Source organism: Devosia sp. GW821-FHT12F11, from assembly GCF_058806655.1.
The window spans coordinates 546,214-565,756 of the sequence record NZ_JBXAPX010000002.1; the positions used below are offsets into that span (position 1 = coordinate 546,214).

Below are 19,543 nucleotides of genomic sequence, written 5' to 3' on the forward strand. Positions count from 1 at the left end.
CTTTCCTAGCCCGCGCGGCCGATCGAGGCGACAGGAACTTTCCGCCTAGACATTATGCTATTATAATCTATGCTCGATTGTGAGGATGCGAACAGTACCCGGAATCGGGACGACGCAGGGAGGCTCAGAGGTGGCGATTTCGGCGATGCGCAAGGGCGCACAGCAGGCTGGCGCGGGCAATCTGCCCGACAAGCAGGTGCTGATGGGCCTGTTCGAGCAGATGGTGCTGCTGCGCAAGTTCGAGAGCGTCGCACAGGTGGCGTGCCGCAAGGGCGAAACCCCCGGGTTCCTGCATCTCTATATCGGCCAGGAAGCGACCGGCGTCGGCGTCTGCGCGCATCTGCGCCGGTCCGACTGGGTCACCTCGACGCATCGCGGACACGGGCACGCGCTGGCCAAGGGTGCCGACCCCAGGCGAGTGATGGCAGAGCTGTTCGGCAAGGCCGACGGCATCTGCGGCGGTCGCGGCGGCACCATGCATCTCTATGACCGCTCGGTCGGCCTGTTCGGGACCAATGGCATTGTCGGGGCCGGCATCGGCCACGCCGTCGGCATCGGCATGAGCGCCCGGGCGCAAGGCCGCGACGATATCGGCGTGGCCTTTTTCGGCGACGGCGCGGCCAACCATGGGGCGTTCCACGAAGGGCTCAACTTCGCGGCGGTGAACCACGCGCCGGCGATCTTCGTGTGCGAGAACAACCTCTACGCCACGGCGACGCCGCTCAAATCCATCACCCTCAACCCTGAGATCGCCACCAAGGCCGACAGCTACGGCATGCCGGGCGTCGCAGTGGACGGCAACGATGTGTTCGCGGTCTGGCTGGCGATGAAGGAAGCCACCGAGCGCGCTCGCTCCGGCAAGGGCCCTACGCTGATCGAAGCCAAGACCTATCGCACCGTGGGGCACCACGAAGGCGACCCGGTGATCGGCACCTACCGCACGCAGGAAGAGGTCGACGCCTGGATCAAGCGCGATCCGATCGACATGTTCAGGAAGCGCCTGGTCGAGGATTACGGCATCGCCGATGCCGACGATCTCGCCGATATCGAAAGCCATATCGACAAGGTGGTGCAGGAGGCGCTGGAGTTCGCGCGCAACTCGCCGGAGCCCGATCCGGCGACGGTGCGGCGGCATGTCTATGCCAACCCGATCAATCCGCCGGAAGCACTGACGGTGCGGCCGGCCGGCGAGACCCGGGTGCAGGGCTGGCTCGAAGCGGTGCGCGACGGCATTGCCGAGGAAATGCGGGCCAACTCGGCCATCCTCTATTTCGGCGAAGGCACCGGCGAGCGTGGCGGCAGCTTTGCCCATACCAAGAACCTCTGGCACGAGTTCGGGGCGGAGCGGCTGGTCGATACGCCGATTTCCGAGCAGGGCTTTACTGCCGCCGCAGTCGGCGCTTCGGCGACCGGCACGCGCACCGTGTCGGACCTGATGTTCGCCGACTTCGCCTTCGAAACCACCGGGCAGATCTTCCTTCAGGCGGCCAAACTTCGCTACATGAGCAATGGCGAAATGAGCGCCCCGATGGTGGTGCGCGCCGGCGCCGGAGCGCTCCGCAGCTCCGGCCCGCATCACTCGGGCATGTACCATCCGCTGTTCGCCCATATGCCGGGGCTCATCGTCTGCGTGCCGTCCAATCCGGCCGACGCCAAGGGACTGATGAAGACGGCGCTGCGCGGCGGCGATCCGGTGATCATGCTGGAGCCCAAGGCGCTGTTTGCCTCGAAGGGCCCGGTGCCGGTGGGCGAGGATCATTATGTGCCGTTCGGCTCGGCCCGCATCGCCCGCTCCGGCAAGGACATCACCATCGTCGCGGCCGGGCAGATGGTGGCGCGAGCGCTGGAAGCGGCCGACCTCCTGGCTGCGCATGGCACCGACGTCGAGGTGGTCGACCTCCGCACCATCATGCCGCTCGATGTGAACACCATTGTCGAGAGCGTCAAGAAGACCCACCGCCTGCTGGTGGTGGACGAGGCCTGGGCGATGTGCGGCATGGGCGGCGAGATCGCCCAGACGATCAACGAGCTGGCCTATGACGAGCTCGACGGTCCGGTCGGGCGGCTGCATACCGCGCCGGTCTCGCATCCGTTCGCACCGGTGCTCGAGCGCGCCATGCTGGTCGACGCCGCCAAAATCATGGACGGGGTGCGCAGCATCATTGCCGGCAAGGCGCCGGTGCCGGACCATTGGCACACTACCGGCATCGTCGCCGAGGCCGCTGCCGCCGCTCCAACCCCGACCCCGGTGGCAGCGCCAGCGGCCGCCGCGGCTCCCGCGGCCAGCTCCGACGACGAGCCGATCAACATGCCGTTCGGCGACCTCACGGTGTCCGAGGGCACGCTGGTCAAGTGGCTGAAGGCGGTCGGCGACGCGGTGAAGGAAGGCGACGTGGTCGCCGAGATCGAAACCGACAAGGCGGTGGTGGAGATCGAGGCGCCGGCTTCGGGTACACTGAGCGCCATCGACCAGCCGGTCGGTGCGGTGGTGCCGATGGGCGGCCGCATCGGCGGCATCCGGAAATAATCAGCGACTGCCGAGGGCAGCGGAGGAAGCGATGAAGATTCTGTGCGTCAACTGGCAGGCTGCCGATGATGCCGAGCTGGAACGCCAGCACTATCCGGATGTCGAGTTCATTCTCGCCCGATCGACCGCGGATGTCGCGGCGGTGCTCGACCCGGAAGTCGCGAAAACCGTCGATGCGGTGATCAACCACTCGCCGACGCTGAACGTGCCGCTGCCGCCGACGGCGTTTCCCAATGCCAAGATCGCGGTGCGCTCGGGCGTCGGCTTCGACAATATCGACACCGCCGGCTGGGGCGCCCGCAACATTCCGGCCTGCAACGTGCCGGACTATGGCACCACCGAAGTCGCCGACCACGCCATCGCGCTGATGCTGGCGCTGACACGCGGCACCTATACCTATCCGGCCGAGATCGCCGTCGACGGGCTCGAGGGCTGGCATTTCTCGAAGGCGCCGCTGATCCGGCGGCACAAGAACGCCACCTTCGGCGTCATCGGGCTCGGCCGCATCGGGCTCGCCGCGGCACGCCGGGCCGCAGCCTTCGACATGAAGGTGGTGTTCTACGATCCGCATCTGTTGTCGGGCGTCGACCTCTCGACCGGCTACGAGCGGGTGCATTCGCTCAACGAACTGATGGCGCGGGCCGACGTGGTGTCGGTGCATGCCCCGCTCAGCAGCGAGACGCGCGGGCTGCTCGGGACCGAGGCGTTTGCCGCGGCGAAGCCCGGGCTGATCGTGGTCAATACGGCACGCGGGCCGATCATCGACGTCACGGCGCTGGAAGCTGCGATGCGCAAGGGGACTGTGGCGGGCGCCGGGCTCGACGTGCTGCCGAATGAGCCGGGCGATCTCGACCATCCGCTGATCAAGGCGTGGCGCGCCAATGAGCCCTGGATCAAGGACCGGCTGATCGTAACCCCGCATGCGGCGTTCTACAGCCCGGCCTCGATGATCGACCTGCGCCTCAAGTCGATCGAGGTGATCCACGCCTACCTGACCGAGGGCCGGCTCACCAACTGCGTCAACCGCGAATACCTGAAGCGCTGATGGCCGCCACCGCACTCCAGCCCCGCCGCGCCGCCTCACCCTATGCCCGCCGGCTGGCGCGCGAGCGCGGCCTCAAGCTGGAAGTGCTCACCGGCAGCGGGCCGAACGGCCGGATCGTCGCGGCCGACATCGCGGCTTACACGGCCCGCTCCCCTGCCCCGCTGGCAGCCAGCGGACCGCAGGCTTCGGCGCTCGGCACGACGATCCAACTGGCGACGCTGCTGCAACTGCTCGCCGGCTTCGCCGATGCCGATACGCCGTTCACGCTCGAGGACGTGGTGCTGCGGGCGGCCGGATGTGCGCTGGACGACGTGCCGGAGAGCACCAGCCTCGCGGGAGCGCCGGTGGCGCTGGAACAGCAGGCGGGGCAGTTGGTGTTCGCCGATATCCGTAAGGGCTCGCTCGCACCGTTGCGGGCGCGGCGGCTCAAAGCCATCGAGGCGGGTGGCGATCAATCGGCAGAGCCGGCGGCTTTGTCGCTGAAGCTCCTGGCGGCCTCCGATATCCGGCCGGTGATGATGCCGCTGAAACCCGGCAGCAGTATGCGGCTGGTGCTGGCGGCGGGTCCGGCGACGGGAGAGTGCCTGTTGTCGTTCGACGCGGCGGAGGTGAGCGAGGATACGGCAACGGCGTTCCTGACGCGGTTCAAGGCGTATCTGGAGCTGCCGCTGCGGTTGCTGGCGTAGGAGTGATTGTGCCGATCCGTTCGGACCACCACCGGGTGCCGATGGAGCGAAGGCAAGACCGCTCCACTTACTCGGGGACGAGCTGAACACGTCCGTTCGCGAGTCATAGTTCGTGCTATTATCATAGCCACACCTATGAGGCATGGCTGAGTACATGGACGACCTGAACGCAACGATCGATCTCCTGCCCAAGCGCGCGCTGGCGCGGGCCCAGGGGCCGCTTTACCGGCAGCTCGCGGATATCCTGCGCGAGCCGATCGTCTCGGGCGCCTTTCCGGTCGGCGGCGAACTGCCCAAGGAGGCGATGCTCGCCGAGCGGTTCGGGGTCAGCCTCATCACCGTGCGCCAGGCGCTGCGCGATCTCGAGGCCGACGGACTGATCAAGAAGCGGTCGGCGAAACCCGCCGTCGTCACCTCGGCGGCGCCGCCGGTGACGCTCAGCTGGACTTTCAAGAACTTCGCCGACATGGCCGCCTTCACCAAGGACGCATCGCTGAAGATCAAATCATACAAGAAGGAAAGCTCGCCGTTGCTGCAGCGGCATTTCGGGCTCAGCAAGGATGAGCAGGGCTTTTGCCTGCGCTCCATCCTTTCGGTCGGCAAGCAGCGCAAAGCGCAGGTCACCACATACTTCCCACCTGACCTCGGCGGGCAGCTGAAGAAGGAAGATTTCAACGACGTGCTGATCTTCCGCGCCGTGCAACGCCGGCTCAACATCCGCATGGCGGTGGCGCATTGTACGGTGCGCGCCGAAATCGCCGATGACGATGTCGCCGCGGATCTGGCCGTCGCCAAGGGATCGGCCATTCTCGCCGTCGAGATGCTGTATCAGTCCTCCGACCAGCAGAACGTCGAATTCTCCATCGCCCGGCACCCGGCCGACATATTCTCGATCACTTACGACGCACCGAACGATCTGGCCTGATCGCGCATCGAAAGTCCGATGCCACGACAGCATCGGCATGGACAGCATTATAGAGTTATAATAGCATCATAGCTGCTGGATGGATTGTTTCCGCTCGTCCGGCCGGAGCGCGACAGTTGAGGAGCTGCCGCGTCACGAGGGGAAGCCTGAACACATCGTTTCTGTCGCTGGCGGCCATTCGCTGCCGGCAAGCAGGTAGTGACGTTTGGTACCGGTATCAATGTGGTCGGACCTGGCGCAGAGATGGCGAATGACCGTCGCGCCGGGCTCCATGAGGAGGAACAAACATGAACAAGCCAGGCAACGGCCTGTTGCTCCCGCGCTCGATGAGCATGGGACGCCGTGACTTCCTGAAGCGGACCGCAGCGGCAGGGTTCGCCGCGGCCCTGGCGACGCCGGCGCTCGCCCAGAATGCGAAGATCAAGATCCCGCTGGTGTCGTGGATGTGGAACGAGCCGGGCCGTGGCGACGCCTGGCGGGCGATCCTCAAGAAATTCCACGCCGAACAGAGCGATGTCTTCATCGAGGAAGCCGGCGCGCCGTTCAACGAATTCACCAACAACATGCTGATCCAGTCCCAGTCCGGGAAGATCAACGGCGCCCTGTTCCACACCACCCCTGACCTGGTGGTGCGCTTGCTGCGCGGCGGACATCTGGAGCCCCTGCAGGATGTCGTCGACAAGCTCGGCATCGGTGACAAGCTGAGCGCCGCGCATGACCACCTGCGTGTCGACGGCAAGGTACACGGGCTGGACATCGTCACGGTGAAATTCGGCCTGCTCTACAACTCGGCCATGTTCGACAAGGCCGGCCTTGGGGCGCCAGCCTCGGTCGAGGAATGGGTGGAGACCTCGACTGCTCTGACCAAGTCGCCGGACCAGTTCGGCATCTACTCACCCCACCTGATGAGCGAGCCAGGCGACTTCTGGTTCATCCTGCAGCAATGGGCGGTGATGTTCGACGGCGTCTGGGCAGATGGGCGCAAGCCACTGGTCAACACCGCTCCGGTGATCGAAGGGCTGAAGCTGTTCAAGACCATGTACGACAAGGCGATGCCGAAGGGCACCGACACGGCGACGGCCAACCAGATGTACGCCAATGGCCGCATCGGCCAGCAGTTGATCGTCTCCGCCGCGGTCAACATCTGGTCGAGTTCCGGCCCGGACATCTATCCGTCGCTGCGCAGCGTGGTGCCGCCCGGCCCCAGCGGCAAGGCCATCACCCGCATCCATCCAATCTGCGTCAACGCCCACGCCTCGGACGACGAGAAGGCCGCTGCCAAGGCCTTTGTCGAGTGGCTGTACAAGCCCGAGAACTATCAGGAACTGATGGAACGGTGCCTCGACGTGGTGCCGCCCTATCCGGAGGCGATCCGCCAGGAATACCTCGACAAGCAATTCTGGGCCGAAGGGTACCTCAAGGGCAAGGCGATCACGCCGCTCGAGATCATGGGCGACTATATCTTCTTCAACCAGGAGTTCGGCAACGTCGTCATGGACAAGTTCTCCGAAGTGCTGGTCGCCGACCGGCCGGTCGAGGACGCCATGGCCGACGCCCAGCAGGAGCTGGAGAAGGCGTCCGAGCGACTGTTCGAAGGTTTTACCCTGTAACGAGCCGAACTGTGCTTGTCGGGGGCGTTCCACGGAACGCCCCCGATGGTGTCTGGAACGAGAGGCTGCATTCGCCCCTCATGTCGACCTCCGGGAATATCGGGCCAATGTTTCAATCAGCGACTGCAGAGGCGGTGGAAGAACGCTCGAGGCGACCGCGTGGATGGAGCCGACACCACTCCCTGCCCTATACGCTGGTCTTCCTGATCGTCGCCTATCTGGGCGTGTTCATTCTGTTCCCGATCGCCCAGCAGTTCCTGACCAGTTTTTCCAACAATGTGGTGGGCGTCGACAAGGTCACCTGGGTGGGCCTGCGCAACTACGAACGTCTGTTCGAGGATGACGATTTCTGGTTCGCCGTCCAGGTCACCTTCACCTACATGGCGTTCGTGGTCGTTGGAGCGGTGTCGCTGGGGCTGCTCGCCGCGCTCTTGCTGAACCGCAAGTTCCGCGGCCGCAACCTGGCGCGGAGCGCCATCGCCGTCCCCTGGGCCTTCCCAGAAATCTCCGCCGTCCTCGTCTTTCTCTGGATGTGCAATCCGACCTTCGGCGTGATGAACGTCTTCGCCCGGCTCATTCCCGGCATCGACACGAACCTCAACTGGCTGTCCGACCCCAAGCTGGCAATGCCGCTGGTTATTGCGCTGTCGATCTGGAAGGCGTTTCCGTTCACCTTCCTCGTCATCCTCGCGGCGCTGCAGGCTATCCCGCGCGAGACCTACGAAGCGGCGGAGGTCGACGGCGCCAACCCGTTGCAGGTGCTTCGCCACATCACCATCCCCGAGATCACCCCGACCCTGCTGCTGATGGCAGTGCTGATGTCGATCTTCTCGTTCAAGCAGTTCACACTGATCTGGCTGACCACCGGCGGCGGCCCTTACGGCGGCATCACCGAGACGCTGGTGCTGCGCATCTACCAGACGGCCTTCCGGTTCTTCGACCTGGCCTATGGCGCGACCCTGGGGGTCTCGGGCTTCGTCATCGTTCTCGGGCTCACCCTGCTGTTCGTCTACGCCCAACAGCGGCAAGACCGCGCGAGGAGGCGCTGAGATGACGGCATCCTCGATTGCGGTCCACAAGCTCCGCCGCTTCGGCGCGGGGGTGGCGTTCTACGCCCTCATCCTCGGCTTCTGCGCCGCAGTGCTGTTCCCGGTCTATTGGATGATCGTCAACTCGATCCAGCCGCTGAGCCACGGCATGCAGTTTCCGCCGCCGCTGATCCCCAAGGAGATCAGCTTCCTGCCGTTCACCACGCTGTTCGAGAACTTCCCGGTGGCGCGCTGGCTGGCGAACTCGCTGCTCCTGGCGGGGATGACGACGCTGATCGTCCTGGCGCTGGCGGTGTTAGGCTCGTTTGCCATGACGTTCCTCAGGTGGCGCGGCAAAGCGGCGTTCGGCTTGCTGCTGCTGATGACCCAGATGCTGCCCGAGGCGCTGGTGGTCATTCCGGTTTACGCGATGTACCGCAACCTGGGTCTCTCGGACAGCCTGCCGGCCCTGTCGCTGGTGGACGCGGCGTTCATCCTGCCGATCTGCATCTGGATCCTGAAGAACTCCTTCGATTCGATCGCCGAGGAAATCTATGAGGCCGCACTAATCGACGGCTGCTCGCCGCTCGGGGCGCTAGTCCGGACGCTCCTGCCCTTGTCCGCGCCTGGGCTGGTGGCGATCAGCGTGGTGTCGTTCTTCTACGCCTGGAACGAGTACCTGTTCGCGGTCACCCTCGTCACCTCGCCCGATATCCGGCCGGTGGCGGTGGGCCTCGCCTCACTCAAGGTGATGCTCGACACGCCGATCGACCGCGTGCTGGCGGCAGCGCTGTTCTTTTCCATCTTCCCGGTCATCTTCTACCTGCTGATCCAGCGCTACATCGTCGCCGGGCTCAGCGCCGGGGCAGTCAAAGGGTAACTCATGGACATCACCTGCGTCGTCGACGCCAAAGCCGAGCTCGGCGAGGGCACCATCTGGGACCCCAAGGCGGGGGTGCTGTGGTGGATCGACATCTGGAGCAAGCTGATCCACCGCTACAACCCGAAGACCGGCAGGGACGACACCTGGGCAGCGCCGGAATTCCTTGGCTGCATCGGGTTGCGCGAGAAGGGCGGGCTCATCGTCACCATGGTGTCGGGGTTCTATTTCTTCGATCCGACGACCGGAGCATTCGAGGCGATCGTCGATCCCGAGGCGCACCTCGCCGATACCCGCTTCAACGACGGCAAACCCGATCGGCAGGGCCGCTTCTGGTCCGGCTCGATGTTCGAAGCGCCGGGCAAGAAAGTGCAGTTCATCGGCTCGCTCTACCGCATGGACAAAGATCTCTCGGTGCACCGGATGATCGAGGGCGTCGGCTGCTGCAACGGGCTGGCCTGGAGCCCGGACAGCAAGACCATGTATTTCTCCGACAGCCACACGACGATCGTCCGCGCCTATGATTTCGACCCGGTCACCGGCGACATCGAGAACCAGCGCACCTTCATCGATCTCGACGGCAGCGGCGGCATCGCCGACGGCGCGACGGTCGATGCGGATGGCTGCTACTGGGTGACCATCCCGGTGACGAGCCGAGTGAACCAGTACGACCCACAGGGCAAGCTGATGCAGTCGATCGTCTTGCCGACGGACCTCCCCACCTGCTGCGAGTTCGGCGGCGACAACCTCGACATCCTCTATGTCACCACCGCAGTGCTGAAGCGGCCGGCCGAGCATTTCGTCGGCCAGAGCAACCCGGGTGGATTGTTTGCCATCGATGTGGGGACCAAGGGGTTGGTCCTGCCGGCGTTTGGGGGGTGAGGGGGCACTGTTTTCTCCCCACCCACGGCCCTACCGCCCCAAACACCGGCGTCATCCCCGCGTAGGCGGGGACCCAGTGCGATCCCTCAGCGCCAACGGATGCTGCGGCATCCCACTAGGTTCCCGCCTGCGCGGGAATGACGCCGGTGGGTTGGGCAATGGGTGACGATCAACTCGCCAGCAGCAGCGGCTTTTTCGTCTTCACCTGCAGCCCCTGCCCGACCTTGCGCTCGAGGTAGCCGGCATAGAGCGACAGCGGCCAGCACAGCATGAAATAGATCAGCGACACCGTGCCGAACACCAGCACTGGCTGGAAGGTGACGGTGTTCACCTGTGTCGCGGCGCGGGCCAGTTCGGTGAGGCCGATCAGCGAGGCAACCGATGTGGTCTTCACGATCTGCACCATGAAGCCGACAGTGGGTGGCAGCATCAGCCGCACCGCCTGCGGCAGGATCACCAGCCGGAGCGTCGGCAGGAAGCGGAAGCCGAGCGCGGTCGCGGCCTCCCATTGGCCCTTGGGTACCGCATCGATCGAGCCGCGGAAAATCTCGCCGAAGAAGGCGCCGCCATTGAGCGAAAAGGTGACGGCGGCGGCAGCCCATGGGTCGGGCCGGAAGCCGAGCAGCGACGAGCCGTAATAGGCCATGAACAGCTGGATCAGGATCGGCGTGCCCATGAAGAACTGGATGTAGCCGGCCGCCAGCCAGCGCAGCGGCGGGATGGGTGCAACGCGGAGCGCGGCAACGATCAGGCCGATCACCCCGCCGCCGGCAAAGGCGATCAGCGCAAGCAGGATGGTCCAGCGCGTCGCCATGATCAGGAACATCAGTTCGTTGGGGCCGAAATCGCGGAGGCTCATGTCAGCTCTTCCAGCGGAACAAGAGCCGGCCGAGACCGGCGAAGATCAGGCTCGCGGCCTGCACCAGCACGAAGTAGATCACCGCGATGACGATATAGACCTCGAAGCTACGGAACGTTTGCATCACCAGGTTGTTGGCGATGGCGGTGAGCTCCTCGGCGGCGATGGCGCCGACGATCGAAGTGCCCATCAATTGCAGGATGAACTGTGCCGAAAGCGCCGGATAGACGGCGCGCACTGCCGGCACCAGCACGACATGTCGGATGATGCGGTAGCTGCTGAGCCCCAGCGATTTGGCCGCTTCGATCTGGCCGACCGGCACCGACTGCACGCCGGCACGCAGGATTTCGGTGGCGTAGGCGCCGAGGTGGATGGACAGCGCCAGGATCGCCGCGGTGCCGCTCGAGAACTTCAGCCCGATCAATGGCAGGGTGAAGAACACGAAGTAGAGCTGGATCAGGAGCGGCGTGTTGCGGATCAGCTCGACATAGGCAGCGATCGGCCAGGACACCCAGCGCGGCCCGAAGCTGCGGCCGATGGCGCCGAGCGTGCCGATAACGCTGCCCAGCAGGATCGACAGCACGGCGAGCTGGATGGTTTGCCCGACGCCGACGAGCAACCGGTCGAGATGGATGAGGACCGGTCCGAATTGCAGGGCGGTTTGCATGCGCGTCCTGTCGAATACGGGGAAATTGGCGGGGCCGCTGAACTGACCCCGCCCGCGAGTGCGAAACCGGCGATCAGAAGACCGGCAGATCCGGCAACGGCTGGTTGCGATACTTCATCGACAGGTCGGCCAGCACGCCGTCGGACTTGAGCGTGAACAGCCAGGTGTTGAGCCACTGGCGCAGGTTGTCGTTGCCCTTGGCGACGCCGATGCCGAAGTAGAAGGTCTTGAGCTTGTATTTCTGCTCGAAGTCGTCGCCGTTCTGCGCCTTCTTGAGGTAGATCTCGCCGTAATCGCCGCCGCCCATGGCGTCGATCTGGCCTGAGACCATGGCCTGCAGCAGCGACGCATAGTCGTCGAAGCGCAGGATCTCGATACCGGGATTGGCCTCGGCCGCGGCGGTCAGGATCCCGTCCTCGGCGGTGCCACGGGTGAGGCCGACCTTCTTGCCGACCAGATCGGCATGGCTCGAAATCGCCGTGCTCTTGGGCGCGATCACCACTGCCGACTGGCCGGCATAGGGGATCGAGTAGTCGATCTGGATGGCGCGAGCCGGGGTGATCGAGAAGATCGAGACCACGGCATCGACCTGCTTGGTGAGCAGCGCCGGGATACGGCCCGGCGAGGTGACGGTGACGAACTCGACCGGCACGCCCAGCGCCTCGCCCATCCTGTTGGCGACCTCGATGTCGAAGCCGGTCGGCTTCAGCTCGGCATCGAGAAAGCCGTAGGGCGGCGTGGTGGTGTCGACGGCAATGATCAGTTTGCCGCGCGAAATGATCTCATCGACGGTCTGCGCCGAAGCGGCGGCCGGCAGTATGGCCCAGAGCCCCAGTACGAGCCCGGCCACAACCTGTTTCAATCGATTTGGCATGTGTTCCCTCCCAGATGCCCAAAATGCGCCAAGTCATCCCCGTCGTCCGGTGGCGCAGGGCCGCCGACGGCGTAGTTTTGGCGCGAGATCGAACCGGAAAAGTCTGCAACTCTTCCCGATCTCGCTCGAGTCACGTGTCCCGACGATCGATATCGAGCCCTCTGCTCCGCCCCTCAGCGAAGCATCCTCCGACGGACTTGGTCCGTTTCTTATAATGGTATGCTATTATAATCTTTATGGGGCGTCTATGCTGCTAATGGCGGTGGGGGAGAGTTTGTCAATCCCGCCGGTAGTGGGCTAACTGCGGCGGGCGCGAGAAACGGGCGCCGAAGGAGCTAGCATGATCTACGAGTTGCGCATCTATACCTGCCTGCCGGGCCGGATGGCCGACCTGCAACGCCGGTTCGAGGACCACACGCTCGGTATCTGGAAGCGGCACGGCATCGAGCAGGCCGGGTTCTGGACCACGACGATCGGCAACTCGATCAACGACCTCACCTATATGATCCGCTGGAACTCCATGGCGGAACGCGAGACTAAATGGGCGGCGTTCATGGCTGACCCGGAATGGCAGGCGGCGCGCAAGGCGTCGGAGGTGAATGGGCCGTTGCTCGCCAATGTGTCGAGCCAGTTCCTGACGCCGACGAGTTTCTCGAGCGTGAAGTGAGGGGTGCGGGGTTCGCCGGGCGCGGCTGATCGAACCGCCGGGCCTCTTTGACGTCAATTCGTCATGGACATGTCATATCAGGCAGCGCTTCTCGCCCTCCCCGCGCGGTGAGTCTGTGCCGCGCTGCCTGCCAGACCCGGAAGATATGCTCGTGAACACCACCTTCAGGAATGCCCGCCTCGTCTTGCCCGATACCGTGATCGAGGGAGAGCTCGGCATCGCCGATGGCCAGATCGCGGCCGTGGGCGAGGCGAGCGGTGGCCTTGATATCGACTTCGAGGGCGACCTGCTGCTGCCGGGGCTGATCGACCTGCATACCGACAATATGGAGCACCACTTCCAGCCGCGGCCGGGCGTGCGCTGGCCATCGACGCTGTCGGCGGTGCTGGCGCATGACTGGCAGATGCTGGGCGGCGGCGTCACCACGGTGCTCGATGCGCTGTCGCTCGGTGACTATGACAGCGGCGGGGCGCGCACGGCGATGCTCGACGCAGCGATCACCGGGCTGACCGAGGCGCGCGACGCCGGGCTGGTGAAGGCCAACCACTACCTGCATTTCCGCTGCGAGCTGTCGGATCCGGCGCTGCTGGGAATCGTCGAGCGCCATATCGACAATCCGGCGCTGCGCCTGCTCAGCGTGATGGATCACACGCCGGGACAGCGGCAGTGGCACAACACCCAGCTCTATCGCGAATTCCGGCGCAAGAAGAACTCGCAGGTATGGACCGACGAGGAGTTCGACGAATACCTCGCCGGACGCCGGGCCGACCAGACCACCTATGTGGTGCCCGGCCGCGCCGCGATCGGCGCGCTGGGTCGGGCGCGCAATCTCCGCATCGCCAGCCATGACGACACCAGCATCGCCGATGTCGAGGAATCCTATGCCGACGGCATCGCGATCAGCGAGTTTCCGACCACGCTGGTGGCGGCGCAGCGGGCGCGCGAACTCAGGATGCAGATCGTCATGGGGGCGCCCAATGTGGTGCTCGGCCGCTCGCATTCGGGCAATGCTAGCGCCGCCAGCCTTGCCGATGCCGGGCTGCTCGACCTCCTCACCTCGGACTATGTGCCGGCGAGCCTGTTGCATGCGCCGTTCATCCTCGCCGGGCGCGGCATGCCGCTCCACGAGGCGATCGCCAAGGTTACGGCCAACGCTGCCGATGCCATCGGCATGGCCGATCGCGGTCGGCTGGCGCCGGGCCTCAGGGCCGATCTGCTGCGGGTGCGGCTGGTGGGCGATCAGCCGGTGATCCGCGGCATCTGGGTCGGCGGAAGACAGTTGGCCTGACGAGCGCCTTCAGGAAAAGTTGCAGACTTTTCCGGTTCGAAGAGCGCGACCACACTGGAATGTCGAATAGCCCCTAGCCCGCTCGACCAGTTGCGTTGCCAACCGGAAACGAGCAAGCAGGGACCATGACGTTCAGCGATGACGAACTGAAGCATTTCGAGGATGTGGGCGCGGAGCTGCCGCCGGGTGGCATCTCGGCTTACGTCGACAATGACGGAGCGCAGATATGGCATGCCAGTTTTGGCTCCGGCTCGGCGGTGATCCTGCTGCATGGTGGGATGGGGCATGCCGGCAACTGGCAGCACCAGGTGCAGCCACTGGTCGATGCTGGCCACCAGGTAGTGGTGGTCGATAGCCGCGGCCATGGCCACAGTTCGCGCGACGAGCGCCCCTACAGCTACGAGCTGATGGCGACCGACGTCTTCGCGGTGATGGACGCGCTGGGGCTCAAGCGCGCTGCGATCGTCGGCTGGAGCGATGGCGCGGTGATCGGCCTGATCATGGCCGACAGGGCGCCGGAGCGGGTGCGCGGGCTGTTCTACTTCGCCTGTAACGTCGACCCCAGCGGCACCTACCCGTTCACGCCAACGCCGGTGATCGACCGCTGCTTCGGGCGGCACGTGAAGGACTATGCGCGGCTCTCGGCGACACCCGATGCATTCAGTCAATTCGCCGATGCGGTGGGACTGATGCAGCGGACGCAGCCGAACTACACGGCCGAGGACCTCGAGGCGATCCGCGTGCCGGTGACGGTCGCTCAAAGCGAGCACGACGAATTCATCCGGCCCGAGCACGCGGCGTATCTGGCGCGGACCATCCCGGGAGCGGAACTGGTGCAGTTGCCTGGCGTGAGCCATTTCGCACCGCTGCAGCGGCCGGAGGTGTTCAACCGGGAAGTGCTGAGGTTTCTCGGCCGCGTTGGCGCCTAGCACCGACACCAGCGGCTGGGTCCCTTCTCCCCTAGGGGAACCGGACGAGGGCGTAGCCCTCGCCGAGAGGTGGCCGAAGGCCGGTTGAGGGGTGAAGCGGTGCAACGAGTGCTCGTTGAGAAGCTGAACCCCTCACCCAAGTTCCGCTACGGACCTAAAGGTCCTAGCTGCACTACCCTCTCCCCTCAGGGGCGAGGAGTCGCCGACTGCACCGTCAGTTCTAGCTCCGCCAGTGCGCGACCGGTTCGCTCAGCGTCTGCAGCGACTCCGCCGGCTCGCCGTCGATGCGCCGTAACAGCAGGCGGGTGAGTTCCAGCCCAGCGGCATAGACGTCTTCCTCGATGGTATCGACGTTGGGGAAGACGGTCGAAAGGATGTCCGAGGTCTGCTTGCAGATGAAGCGGATGTCGCGGCCGAGCAGCACGCCGCCATCCTCGAGGCCGCACAGCATCGAGATGGCGCGGGTTTCGCTGTCGCAGATAATGCCGTCAGGCCGGTCCGGTTTGTCGGCGAGATCGCGGCCGAACTGGCGCATTTCGGCGGAGGCGGGGCGGATGCCGTCCTGCACCACGACGCGACCGGTAATACCGCGGCGGGCCACGGTGCGTTCGAAGGTGCGGACGATGTTGTGGTAGTTGTTGGTGGTGCCGTCGCCGACCGACAGCAGGATGTCGTGCGCGCCGGTATCGGCCAGCCGCTCCACCGCCAGTTCGGCAAACGCCTCGGAATGGAAATCGTGGAAGGCGTGCGGGGTGAAGAACTCGGTGCGGCCGTGGCTGACGAACGGGAAATCATGGTCCATCATCAGTTGCACGCGACGGTCGCGGGCGCCGGTATGAGTGATGATGACGCCGTCGGCGGTGCGGTTCTCGAGAATGTAGCGGACAGTCTCGACCGAACGGTTGCGGTCGAACTCGGGCATCACGGTCAGGTGGTAGCGGGTGCCGCCGATGGCGTCGCCGATGCCGCGGATCATGTGACGTGAGAAGTCGATGGCTTCGTCGGAGCCGTCGAGCACCAGGGCGATGACGTTGGTCTTGCCAGTCCTGAGGCGCACCCCGGCGCGATCCGGCACGTAGCCGACCTGCGCTGCCGCCTCGGCCACCTTCTGGCGGGTCTCCTCCTTCAGCGAAGCGCCGCCGCGCAGCGACAGCGACACCGTCGACAGGCTCAGCCCGGTCAGTTCCGAGATGGTCTTCAGCGTTGCCCGCTTGCCCGAAGGCTTGCGGATGCCCCTGCTGGCTTCTGGCCTGAACTTCGTCATCGTCGCTTCTTGAACCCCGCCTCCTCATACACCTGCCACTGAGTGGCGGGAACTGCAGAAAATTGCATCGATGCAAACGGTGCAGATGGCGGATCAGCAATCCAATCCACGTCTATCATATTGAATTTCAACATCAAATTCTTCATGACGCACGTCACTCGAAGAATTCTGCACCAATCATTGCAACGTTGCAATAAATGCGCTTAGCTCTGCGCGCACTCAGGAGGTGCCGCGCAGCCCACGCATGAGGGTTGCGACGCCAAACCCTTGGAGGAGGAATTCATGCTTAAACGGACTCTCTTGGCGTCTGCGGCGGCGCTGGCGCTGCTGGCAGCCACTGCCCCCGCACAGGCGGTGAGCATCATGTACGCCGAGTGGCTGGCCTCTCTGGTCGAGCCCGGTATCGCCAACTACGAAGCCGCCACCGGCGAGAAGGTCGAGGCGATCAAGCTGCCGGGTGCCGCTTACGACCAGCGCACCTCGCTCGACCTCGCTGCGGGTACCGCAGCCGATGTGATCCAGCTCGACTCGTTCATGGTCTCCGAGTTCGCCTCGTCCGGCTACCTCGAGCCTCTGACTGAATCGGCCAAGGGCTGGGACCAGTACCAGTATTACATGCCCGGCCTCTTGGACGTCGCATCCTACGATGGCGCGGTCTATGCACTGCCGACCGACACCGACGTGCGCATGCTGTGGTACGACAAATCCAACTTCGAGAAGGCCGGCATCGCGCTGCCATGGGAGCCCAAGAGCTGGGCCGATGTGCTCGACGCTGCACAGAAGCTCAAGGACGCGGGTGTGAAGTATCCGTTCCAGCTGCCGGCCGGCATCAAGCAGGGCGAAGGCGCCACCATGCAGGGCTTCTATATGGCGCTGCTCGGCGCCGACGTGCCTGAAGGCGATCGCAACCGCCTGCTCAACCGCGAAACCGGCCAGTGGATCGGCGACAGCCCGGCGATCCGCAAGACGCTCGAGCTCTATCGCAAGGTCTATCACGACATCGGCCAGCCGGCCGACCTCAACTACGCCGCCGACACTGGCGCCGCGGTGCGCGAGGCGCTGGCCAACGACCAGCTCGGCATTCTCGCCTCCGGCTCGTGGGAAGATGCCTGCCTGTGGGACTGCAACGGGGTGAACTTGCCCAGCCGCGAAGAGCGCGACGCCATGGTCGGCTGGACGCCATGGCCGGGCTCGGGCGATCCGGGCACCAAAGCGACCACCAACATCTCGGGTGGCTGGACCATCGCGGTGAACTCCAAGGCCGCCGACAAGGCCAAGGCGTTCCAGCTGCTCACCACCATCTTCGACGTCGGGAACTTCAAGGACTGGACCATCAAGAACCATCGGATGGGCGTCCGCACCGACATCTCCGAGTCACCCGAATACATGGCCGATGCGTACCTCGCCAAGGCGACCGCGCTGGCAGCCGACACCACCGGTCGCGACACCATCCCCGGCTACCAGACCGTTTCGGCCCTGGTGCAGCAGATGACCACTGAAATCCTCGACGGCGCCAGCGTCGAAGACACAGTGAAGAACTACCACGACGCACTCGTCGACGAGTTCGGCGAGGACAAGGTGATCACGTACGAATAAGCGGATCCTCCCGGTGCGGCGGCGCCCAGACGAGCGGGCGCCGCCGTGACGGTTGATGTCGGCCCTGCCGGCGCGGGTCCAGTTTCGTCCTCTATTCGAACGAGCCGTCCATGAGACACCAGGCCAACCCCTGGATCACCAGCAACCTCTGGTTGCTCAGTGCCGCCATGCTGCCCGCGATCGCTCTGGTCGGCGCGCTGCTCTACTTCACCGGCTGGGCCTTCACCTTCAGTTTCACCGACCTGGGCCTGACCGGCCGCAAGGCGGTCGAATGGTCCTGGGTGGGCCTCGAAAACTACGAGCGGCTGTTCACTCGCAAAGGCTTCCTCGAGTCGCTCTGGACCACTGTGGTCTTCGTCTTTTTCTCGGCGATCGTCGGCCAGTCGGTCCTCGGGTTCCTGCTTGCGGCGACCCTGCGCGGCACGTTCTCCACCACCCGCAGTGTCGTCGAAATCTGCATCATGCTCGGCTGGCTGCTGCCCGACATCGTCGCGGCCTTCCTGTGGTCCGCCACCACATCGCAGACCGGCCTGATCAATTCGCTGTTCGTCGTTCCGTTCGGCCTCGAGCCGATCAACTTCATCAACGATCTCGCCCTGCCGGTCGTGACGATCGCCAATATCTGGAAAGGCACGGCCTGGAGTTACCTGCTGTTCGTCGCGGCGCTCGACTCGGTGCCCAGGGAGATCATCGAGGCCGCCAAGATCGACGGCGCGACCCGCTGGCAGCGCGCCTGGCTGGTGGTGCTACCGATCATTCGGCCGCACATCGCCACGAACCTCTTGTTTATCACCATCTGGACCTTCACCTACTTCCCGCTGATCTTCGCGATGACGGGCGGCGGGCCGGGCCGGCAGACGGAAACGCTGGCGGTGTTCCTCTATAATCAGAGTTTTGCCCGCGGCAATCTCGGCTTCGGCAGCGCCATCTCGGTGGCCATGCTGCTGATCGTCGGCGCCCTTTCCACCGTCTATCTACGCATGCTGCGGGAGCCCAAGTAATGGAACGCACGACGCTCTCGCGACCGATGGCGATCGCGCTCGCCTTCATGGCGCTGATCTGGGTCAGCCCCTTCGCCTGGCTGTTCAGCAACGCCTTCGACACTGCCGCCACCGGTCGGCTGGCCTGGCCACAAAGCTTCGGCATAGACAACTTCACCGGCGCCATCGGTGGCGATGCCGGGCGAATGTTCCTCAATTCGCTGCTGATCGCGGCGGGAACGGCAACCATCAGCGTGGTTGTCGGCGCCGCCGCCGCCTACCCGTTGTCGCGCCTCAGAATGCCGGGCAAGAACGCCCTGCTGTGGACGCTCGTGCTGCTGCGCATGCTGCCTTCGGTGGGCGTGCTGGTGCCGCTCTATTTCGCGGCCCAGCGGTCGGGGCTGCTGAATCAGTTCGGCGTCATGCTGGCGCTGAGCTGCCTCAACCTCCCCTTCACCCTGCTGCTCTTGAAGAACTTCTTCGACACGGTGCCGATAGAGCTCGAAGAGGCGGCTTATGTCGACGGCGCTTCGCTCTGGCAGATCGTCACCGGCATCGTCCTGCCGATGTCGCGGGCAGGGTTGGCAGTGGTCTGGTTCTTCAGCTTCACCGGCGCCTGGAACGAGTTCCTGCTGCCGCTGATCTTCTCGCGCGTCGAGGCGGCCTTCCCGATGTCGGTGGGCCTCTATGGCGCGTTCGGGCGGATGGGAGCCATCGACTACGGGTTCCTCGCCGCATTCTCCATCATTTATGCAGCGCCGGCGGTCGGCGTGTACTTCCTGCTGCGGCGGAACATGAACACCGGTTTCGCCGGTGTCGGGGTAAAGGGATAGACT

18 protein-coding genes are annotated in these 19,543 nt (G+C 64.8%); 14 read left to right on the forward strand and 4 right to left on the reverse strand.

Annotated elements, in window-relative coordinates; all coding sequences use genetic code 11:
• Window positions 1-130 precede the first annotated feature (130 nt).
• From AC1ROK_RS08245 to AC1ROK_RS08280, 8 genes are all read left to right on the forward strand, one after another.
• Window positions 131-2,527, forward strand: a complete 2,397-nt coding sequence (locus AC1ROK_RS08245; RefSeq protein ID WP_492845670.1) for a thiamine pyrophosphate-dependent enzyme — start codon at window positions 131-133, stop codon at window positions 2,525-2,527.
• Between the two features lie 31 nt (window positions 2,528-2,558).
• Window positions 2,559-3,572, forward strand: a complete 1,014-nt coding sequence (locus AC1ROK_RS08250; RefSeq protein ID WP_492845672.1) for a C-terminal binding protein — start codon at window positions 2,559-2,561, stop codon at window positions 3,570-3,572.
• The gene (locus AC1ROK_RS08255) at window positions 3,572-4,258 is read left to right on the forward strand and encodes an E3 binding domain-containing protein (protein WP_492845674.1); all 687 of its coding nucleotides are present in this window, start codon (window positions 3,572-3,574) and stop codon (window positions 4,256-4,258) included. The genes AC1ROK_RS08250 and AC1ROK_RS08255 overlap by 1 nt, the downstream gene beginning before the upstream one ends.
• Window positions 4,259-4,400: 142 nt before the next feature.
• Complete coding sequence (locus AC1ROK_RS08260; protein WP_492845676.1) at window positions 4,401-5,183, forward strand: GntR family transcriptional regulator; 783 nt, start codon at window positions 4,401-4,403, stop codon at window positions 5,181-5,183.
• 287 nt (window positions 5,184-5,470) lie between these two features.
• Window positions 5,471-6,793, forward strand: a complete 1,323-nt coding sequence (locus tag AC1ROK_RS08265) for an ABC transporter substrate-binding protein (protein ID WP_492845678.1) — start codon at window positions 5,471-5,473, stop codon at window positions 6,791-6,793.
• A 107-nt stretch (window positions 6,794-6,900) separates the two neighbouring features.
• Window positions 6,901-7,842: a carbohydrate ABC transporter permease gene (locus AC1ROK_RS08270; protein ID WP_492845680.1), complete on the forward strand. Its 942-nt coding sequence runs from the start codon at window positions 6,901-6,903 to the stop codon at window positions 7,840-7,842.
• Window position 7,843: 1 nt separating this feature from the next.
• A complete protein-coding gene (locus AC1ROK_RS08275; protein WP_492845682.1) occupies window positions 7,844-8,701 on the forward strand; it encodes a carbohydrate ABC transporter permease in 858 nt (285 codons plus the stop codon).
• Window positions 8,702-8,704: 3 nt separating this feature from the next.
• Window positions 8,705-9,583 (forward strand): SMP-30/gluconolactonase/LRE family protein, encoded by an 879-nt coding sequence (locus AC1ROK_RS08280; protein ID WP_492845684.1) that lies wholly within the window; start codon window positions 8,705-8,707, stop codon window positions 9,581-9,583.
• Window positions 9,584-9,752: 169 nt separating this feature from the next.
• Here the strand turns inward: AC1ROK_RS08280 and AC1ROK_RS08285 are convergent, their stop codons facing one another.
• The 3 genes from AC1ROK_RS08285 to AC1ROK_RS08295 form a co-directional block, all read right to left on the reverse strand.
• Window positions 9,753-10,442, reverse strand: a complete 690-nt coding sequence (locus AC1ROK_RS08285) for an amino acid ABC transporter permease (RefSeq protein ID WP_492845686.1) — start codon at window positions 10,440-10,442, stop codon at window positions 9,753-9,755.
• 1 nt (window position 10,443) lies between these two features.
• Entirely contained in the window at window positions 10,444-11,109 is a 666-nt protein-coding gene (locus tag AC1ROK_RS08290; protein WP_492845688.1) for an amino acid ABC transporter permease, read from the reverse strand.
• Window positions 11,110-11,182: 73 nt separating this feature from the next.
• The gene (locus AC1ROK_RS08295) at window positions 11,183-11,983 is read right to left on the reverse strand and encodes a transporter substrate-binding domain-containing protein (protein WP_492845690.1); all 801 of its coding nucleotides are present in this window, start codon (window positions 11,981-11,983) and stop codon (window positions 11,183-11,185) included.
• 340 nt (window positions 11,984-12,323) lie between these two features.
• On the opposite strand from AC1ROK_RS08295, the gene AC1ROK_RS08300 reads away from it, so the two are divergent.
• The 3 genes from AC1ROK_RS08300 (at window position 12,324) to AC1ROK_RS08310 (ending at window position 14,867) form a co-directional block, all read left to right on the forward strand.
• A complete protein-coding gene (locus AC1ROK_RS08300) occupies window positions 12,324-12,650 on the forward strand; it encodes an NIPSNAP family protein (protein WP_492845692.1) in 327 nt (108 codons plus the stop codon).
• 145 nt (window positions 12,651-12,795) lie between these two features.
• Window positions 12,796-13,938, forward strand: coding sequence for an alpha-D-ribose 1-methylphosphonate 5-triphosphate diphosphatase (locus AC1ROK_RS08305; RefSeq protein WP_492845694.1), 1,143 nt, complete (start codon window positions 12,796-12,798; stop codon window positions 13,936-13,938).
• Between the two features lie 125 nt (window positions 13,939-14,063).
• The gene (locus tag AC1ROK_RS08310) at window positions 14,064-14,867 is read left to right on the forward strand and encodes an alpha/beta fold hydrolase (protein ID WP_492845696.1); all 804 of its coding nucleotides are present in this window, start codon (window positions 14,064-14,066) and stop codon (window positions 14,865-14,867) included.
• Window positions 14,868-15,087: 220 nt separating this feature from the next.
• Here AC1ROK_RS08310 and AC1ROK_RS08315 read toward each other — a convergent pair whose 3' ends face one another.
• Window positions 15,088-16,131 carry a LacI family transcriptional regulator gene (locus AC1ROK_RS08315; protein ID WP_492845698.1) on the reverse strand — a complete coding sequence of 348 codons (1,044 nt, stop codon included), beginning with the start codon at window positions 16,129-16,131 and terminating at the stop codon, window positions 15,088-15,090.
• A gap of 282 nt (window positions 16,132-16,413) precedes the next feature.
• Between AC1ROK_RS08315 and AC1ROK_RS08320 the strand changes: the two genes are divergently transcribed.
• The 3 genes from AC1ROK_RS08320 to AC1ROK_RS08330 all read left to right on the forward strand — a co-directional run bounded on the left by AC1ROK_RS08320 (window position 16,414) and on the right by AC1ROK_RS08330 (window position 19,540).
• Window positions 16,414-17,727: an extracellular solute-binding protein gene (locus AC1ROK_RS08320; RefSeq protein ID WP_492845700.1), complete on the forward strand. Its 1,314-nt coding sequence runs from the start codon at window positions 16,414-16,416 to the stop codon at window positions 17,725-17,727.
• A gap of 110 nt (window positions 17,728-17,837) precedes the next feature.
• Window positions 17,838-18,728, forward strand: a complete 891-nt coding sequence (locus AC1ROK_RS08325; RefSeq protein ID WP_492845702.1) for a carbohydrate ABC transporter permease — start codon at window positions 17,838-17,840, stop codon at window positions 18,726-18,728.
• Complete coding sequence (locus tag AC1ROK_RS08330) at window positions 18,728-19,540, forward strand: carbohydrate ABC transporter permease (RefSeq protein WP_492845704.1); 813 nt, start codon at window positions 18,728-18,730, stop codon at window positions 19,538-19,540. Before AC1ROK_RS08325 ends, AC1ROK_RS08330 begins: the two co-directional genes overlap by 1 nt.
• Window positions 19,541-19,543 lie beyond the last annotated feature (3 nt).

Coding starts and splice junctions, on each gene's coding strand:
- AC1ROK_RS08270 (WP_492845680.1), top strand. CDS start 6,901: ATGTTTCAATCAGCGACTGCAGAGGCGGTGGAAGAACGCTCGAGGCGA.
- AC1ROK_RS08310 (WP_492845696.1), top strand. CDS start 14,064: ATGACGTTCAGCGATGACGAACTGAAGCATTTCGAGGATGTGGGCGCG.
- AC1ROK_RS08290 (WP_492845688.1), bottom strand. CDS start 11,109: ATGCAAACCGCCCTGCAATTCGGACCGGTCCTCATCCATCTCGACCGG.
- AC1ROK_RS08330 (WP_492845704.1), top strand. CDS start 18,728: ATGGAACGCACGACGCTCTCGCGACCGATGGCGATCGCGCTCGCCTTC.
- AC1ROK_RS08265 (WP_492845678.1), top strand. CDS start 5,471: ATGAACAAGCCAGGCAACGGCCTGTTGCTCCCGCGCTCGATGAGCATG.
- AC1ROK_RS08320 (WP_492845700.1), top strand. CDS start 16,414: ATGCTTAAACGGACTCTCTTGGCGTCTGCGGCGGCGCTGGCGCTGCTG.
- AC1ROK_RS08250 (WP_492845672.1), top strand. CDS start 2,559: ATGAAGATTCTGTGCGTCAACTGGCAGGCTGCCGATGATGCCGAGCTG.
- AC1ROK_RS08255 (WP_492845674.1), top strand. CDS start 3,572: ATGGCCGCCACCGCACTCCAGCCCCGCCGCGCCGCCTCACCCTATGCC.
- AC1ROK_RS08305 (WP_492845694.1), top strand. CDS start 12,796: ATGCTCGTGAACACCACCTTCAGGAATGCCCGCCTCGTCTTGCCCGAT.
- AC1ROK_RS08315 (WP_492845698.1), bottom strand. CDS start 16,131: ATGACGAAGTTCAGGCCAGAAGCCAGCAGGGGCATCCGCAAGCCTTCG.
- AC1ROK_RS08300 (WP_492845692.1), top strand. CDS start 12,324: ATGATCTACGAGTTGCGCATCTATACCTGCCTGCCGGGCCGGATGGCC.
- AC1ROK_RS08260 (WP_492845676.1), top strand. CDS start 4,401: ATGGCTGAGTACATGGACGACCTGAACGCAACGATCGATCTCCTGCCC.
- AC1ROK_RS08285 (WP_492845686.1), bottom strand. CDS start 10,442: ATGAGCCTCCGCGATTTCGGCCCCAACGAACTGATGTTCCTGATCATG.
- AC1ROK_RS08280 (WP_492845684.1), top strand. CDS start 8,705: ATGGACATCACCTGCGTCGTCGACGCCAAAGCCGAGCTCGGCGAGGGC.
- AC1ROK_RS08295 (WP_492845690.1), bottom strand. CDS start 11,983: ATGCCAAATCGATTGAAACAGGTTGTGGCCGGGCTCGTACTGGGGCTC.
- AC1ROK_RS08325 (WP_492845702.1), top strand. CDS start 17,838: ATGAGACACCAGGCCAACCCCTGGATCACCAGCAACCTCTGGTTGCTC.
- AC1ROK_RS08275 (WP_492845682.1), top strand. CDS start 7,844: ATGACGGCATCCTCGATTGCGGTCCACAAGCTCCGCCGCTTCGGCGCG.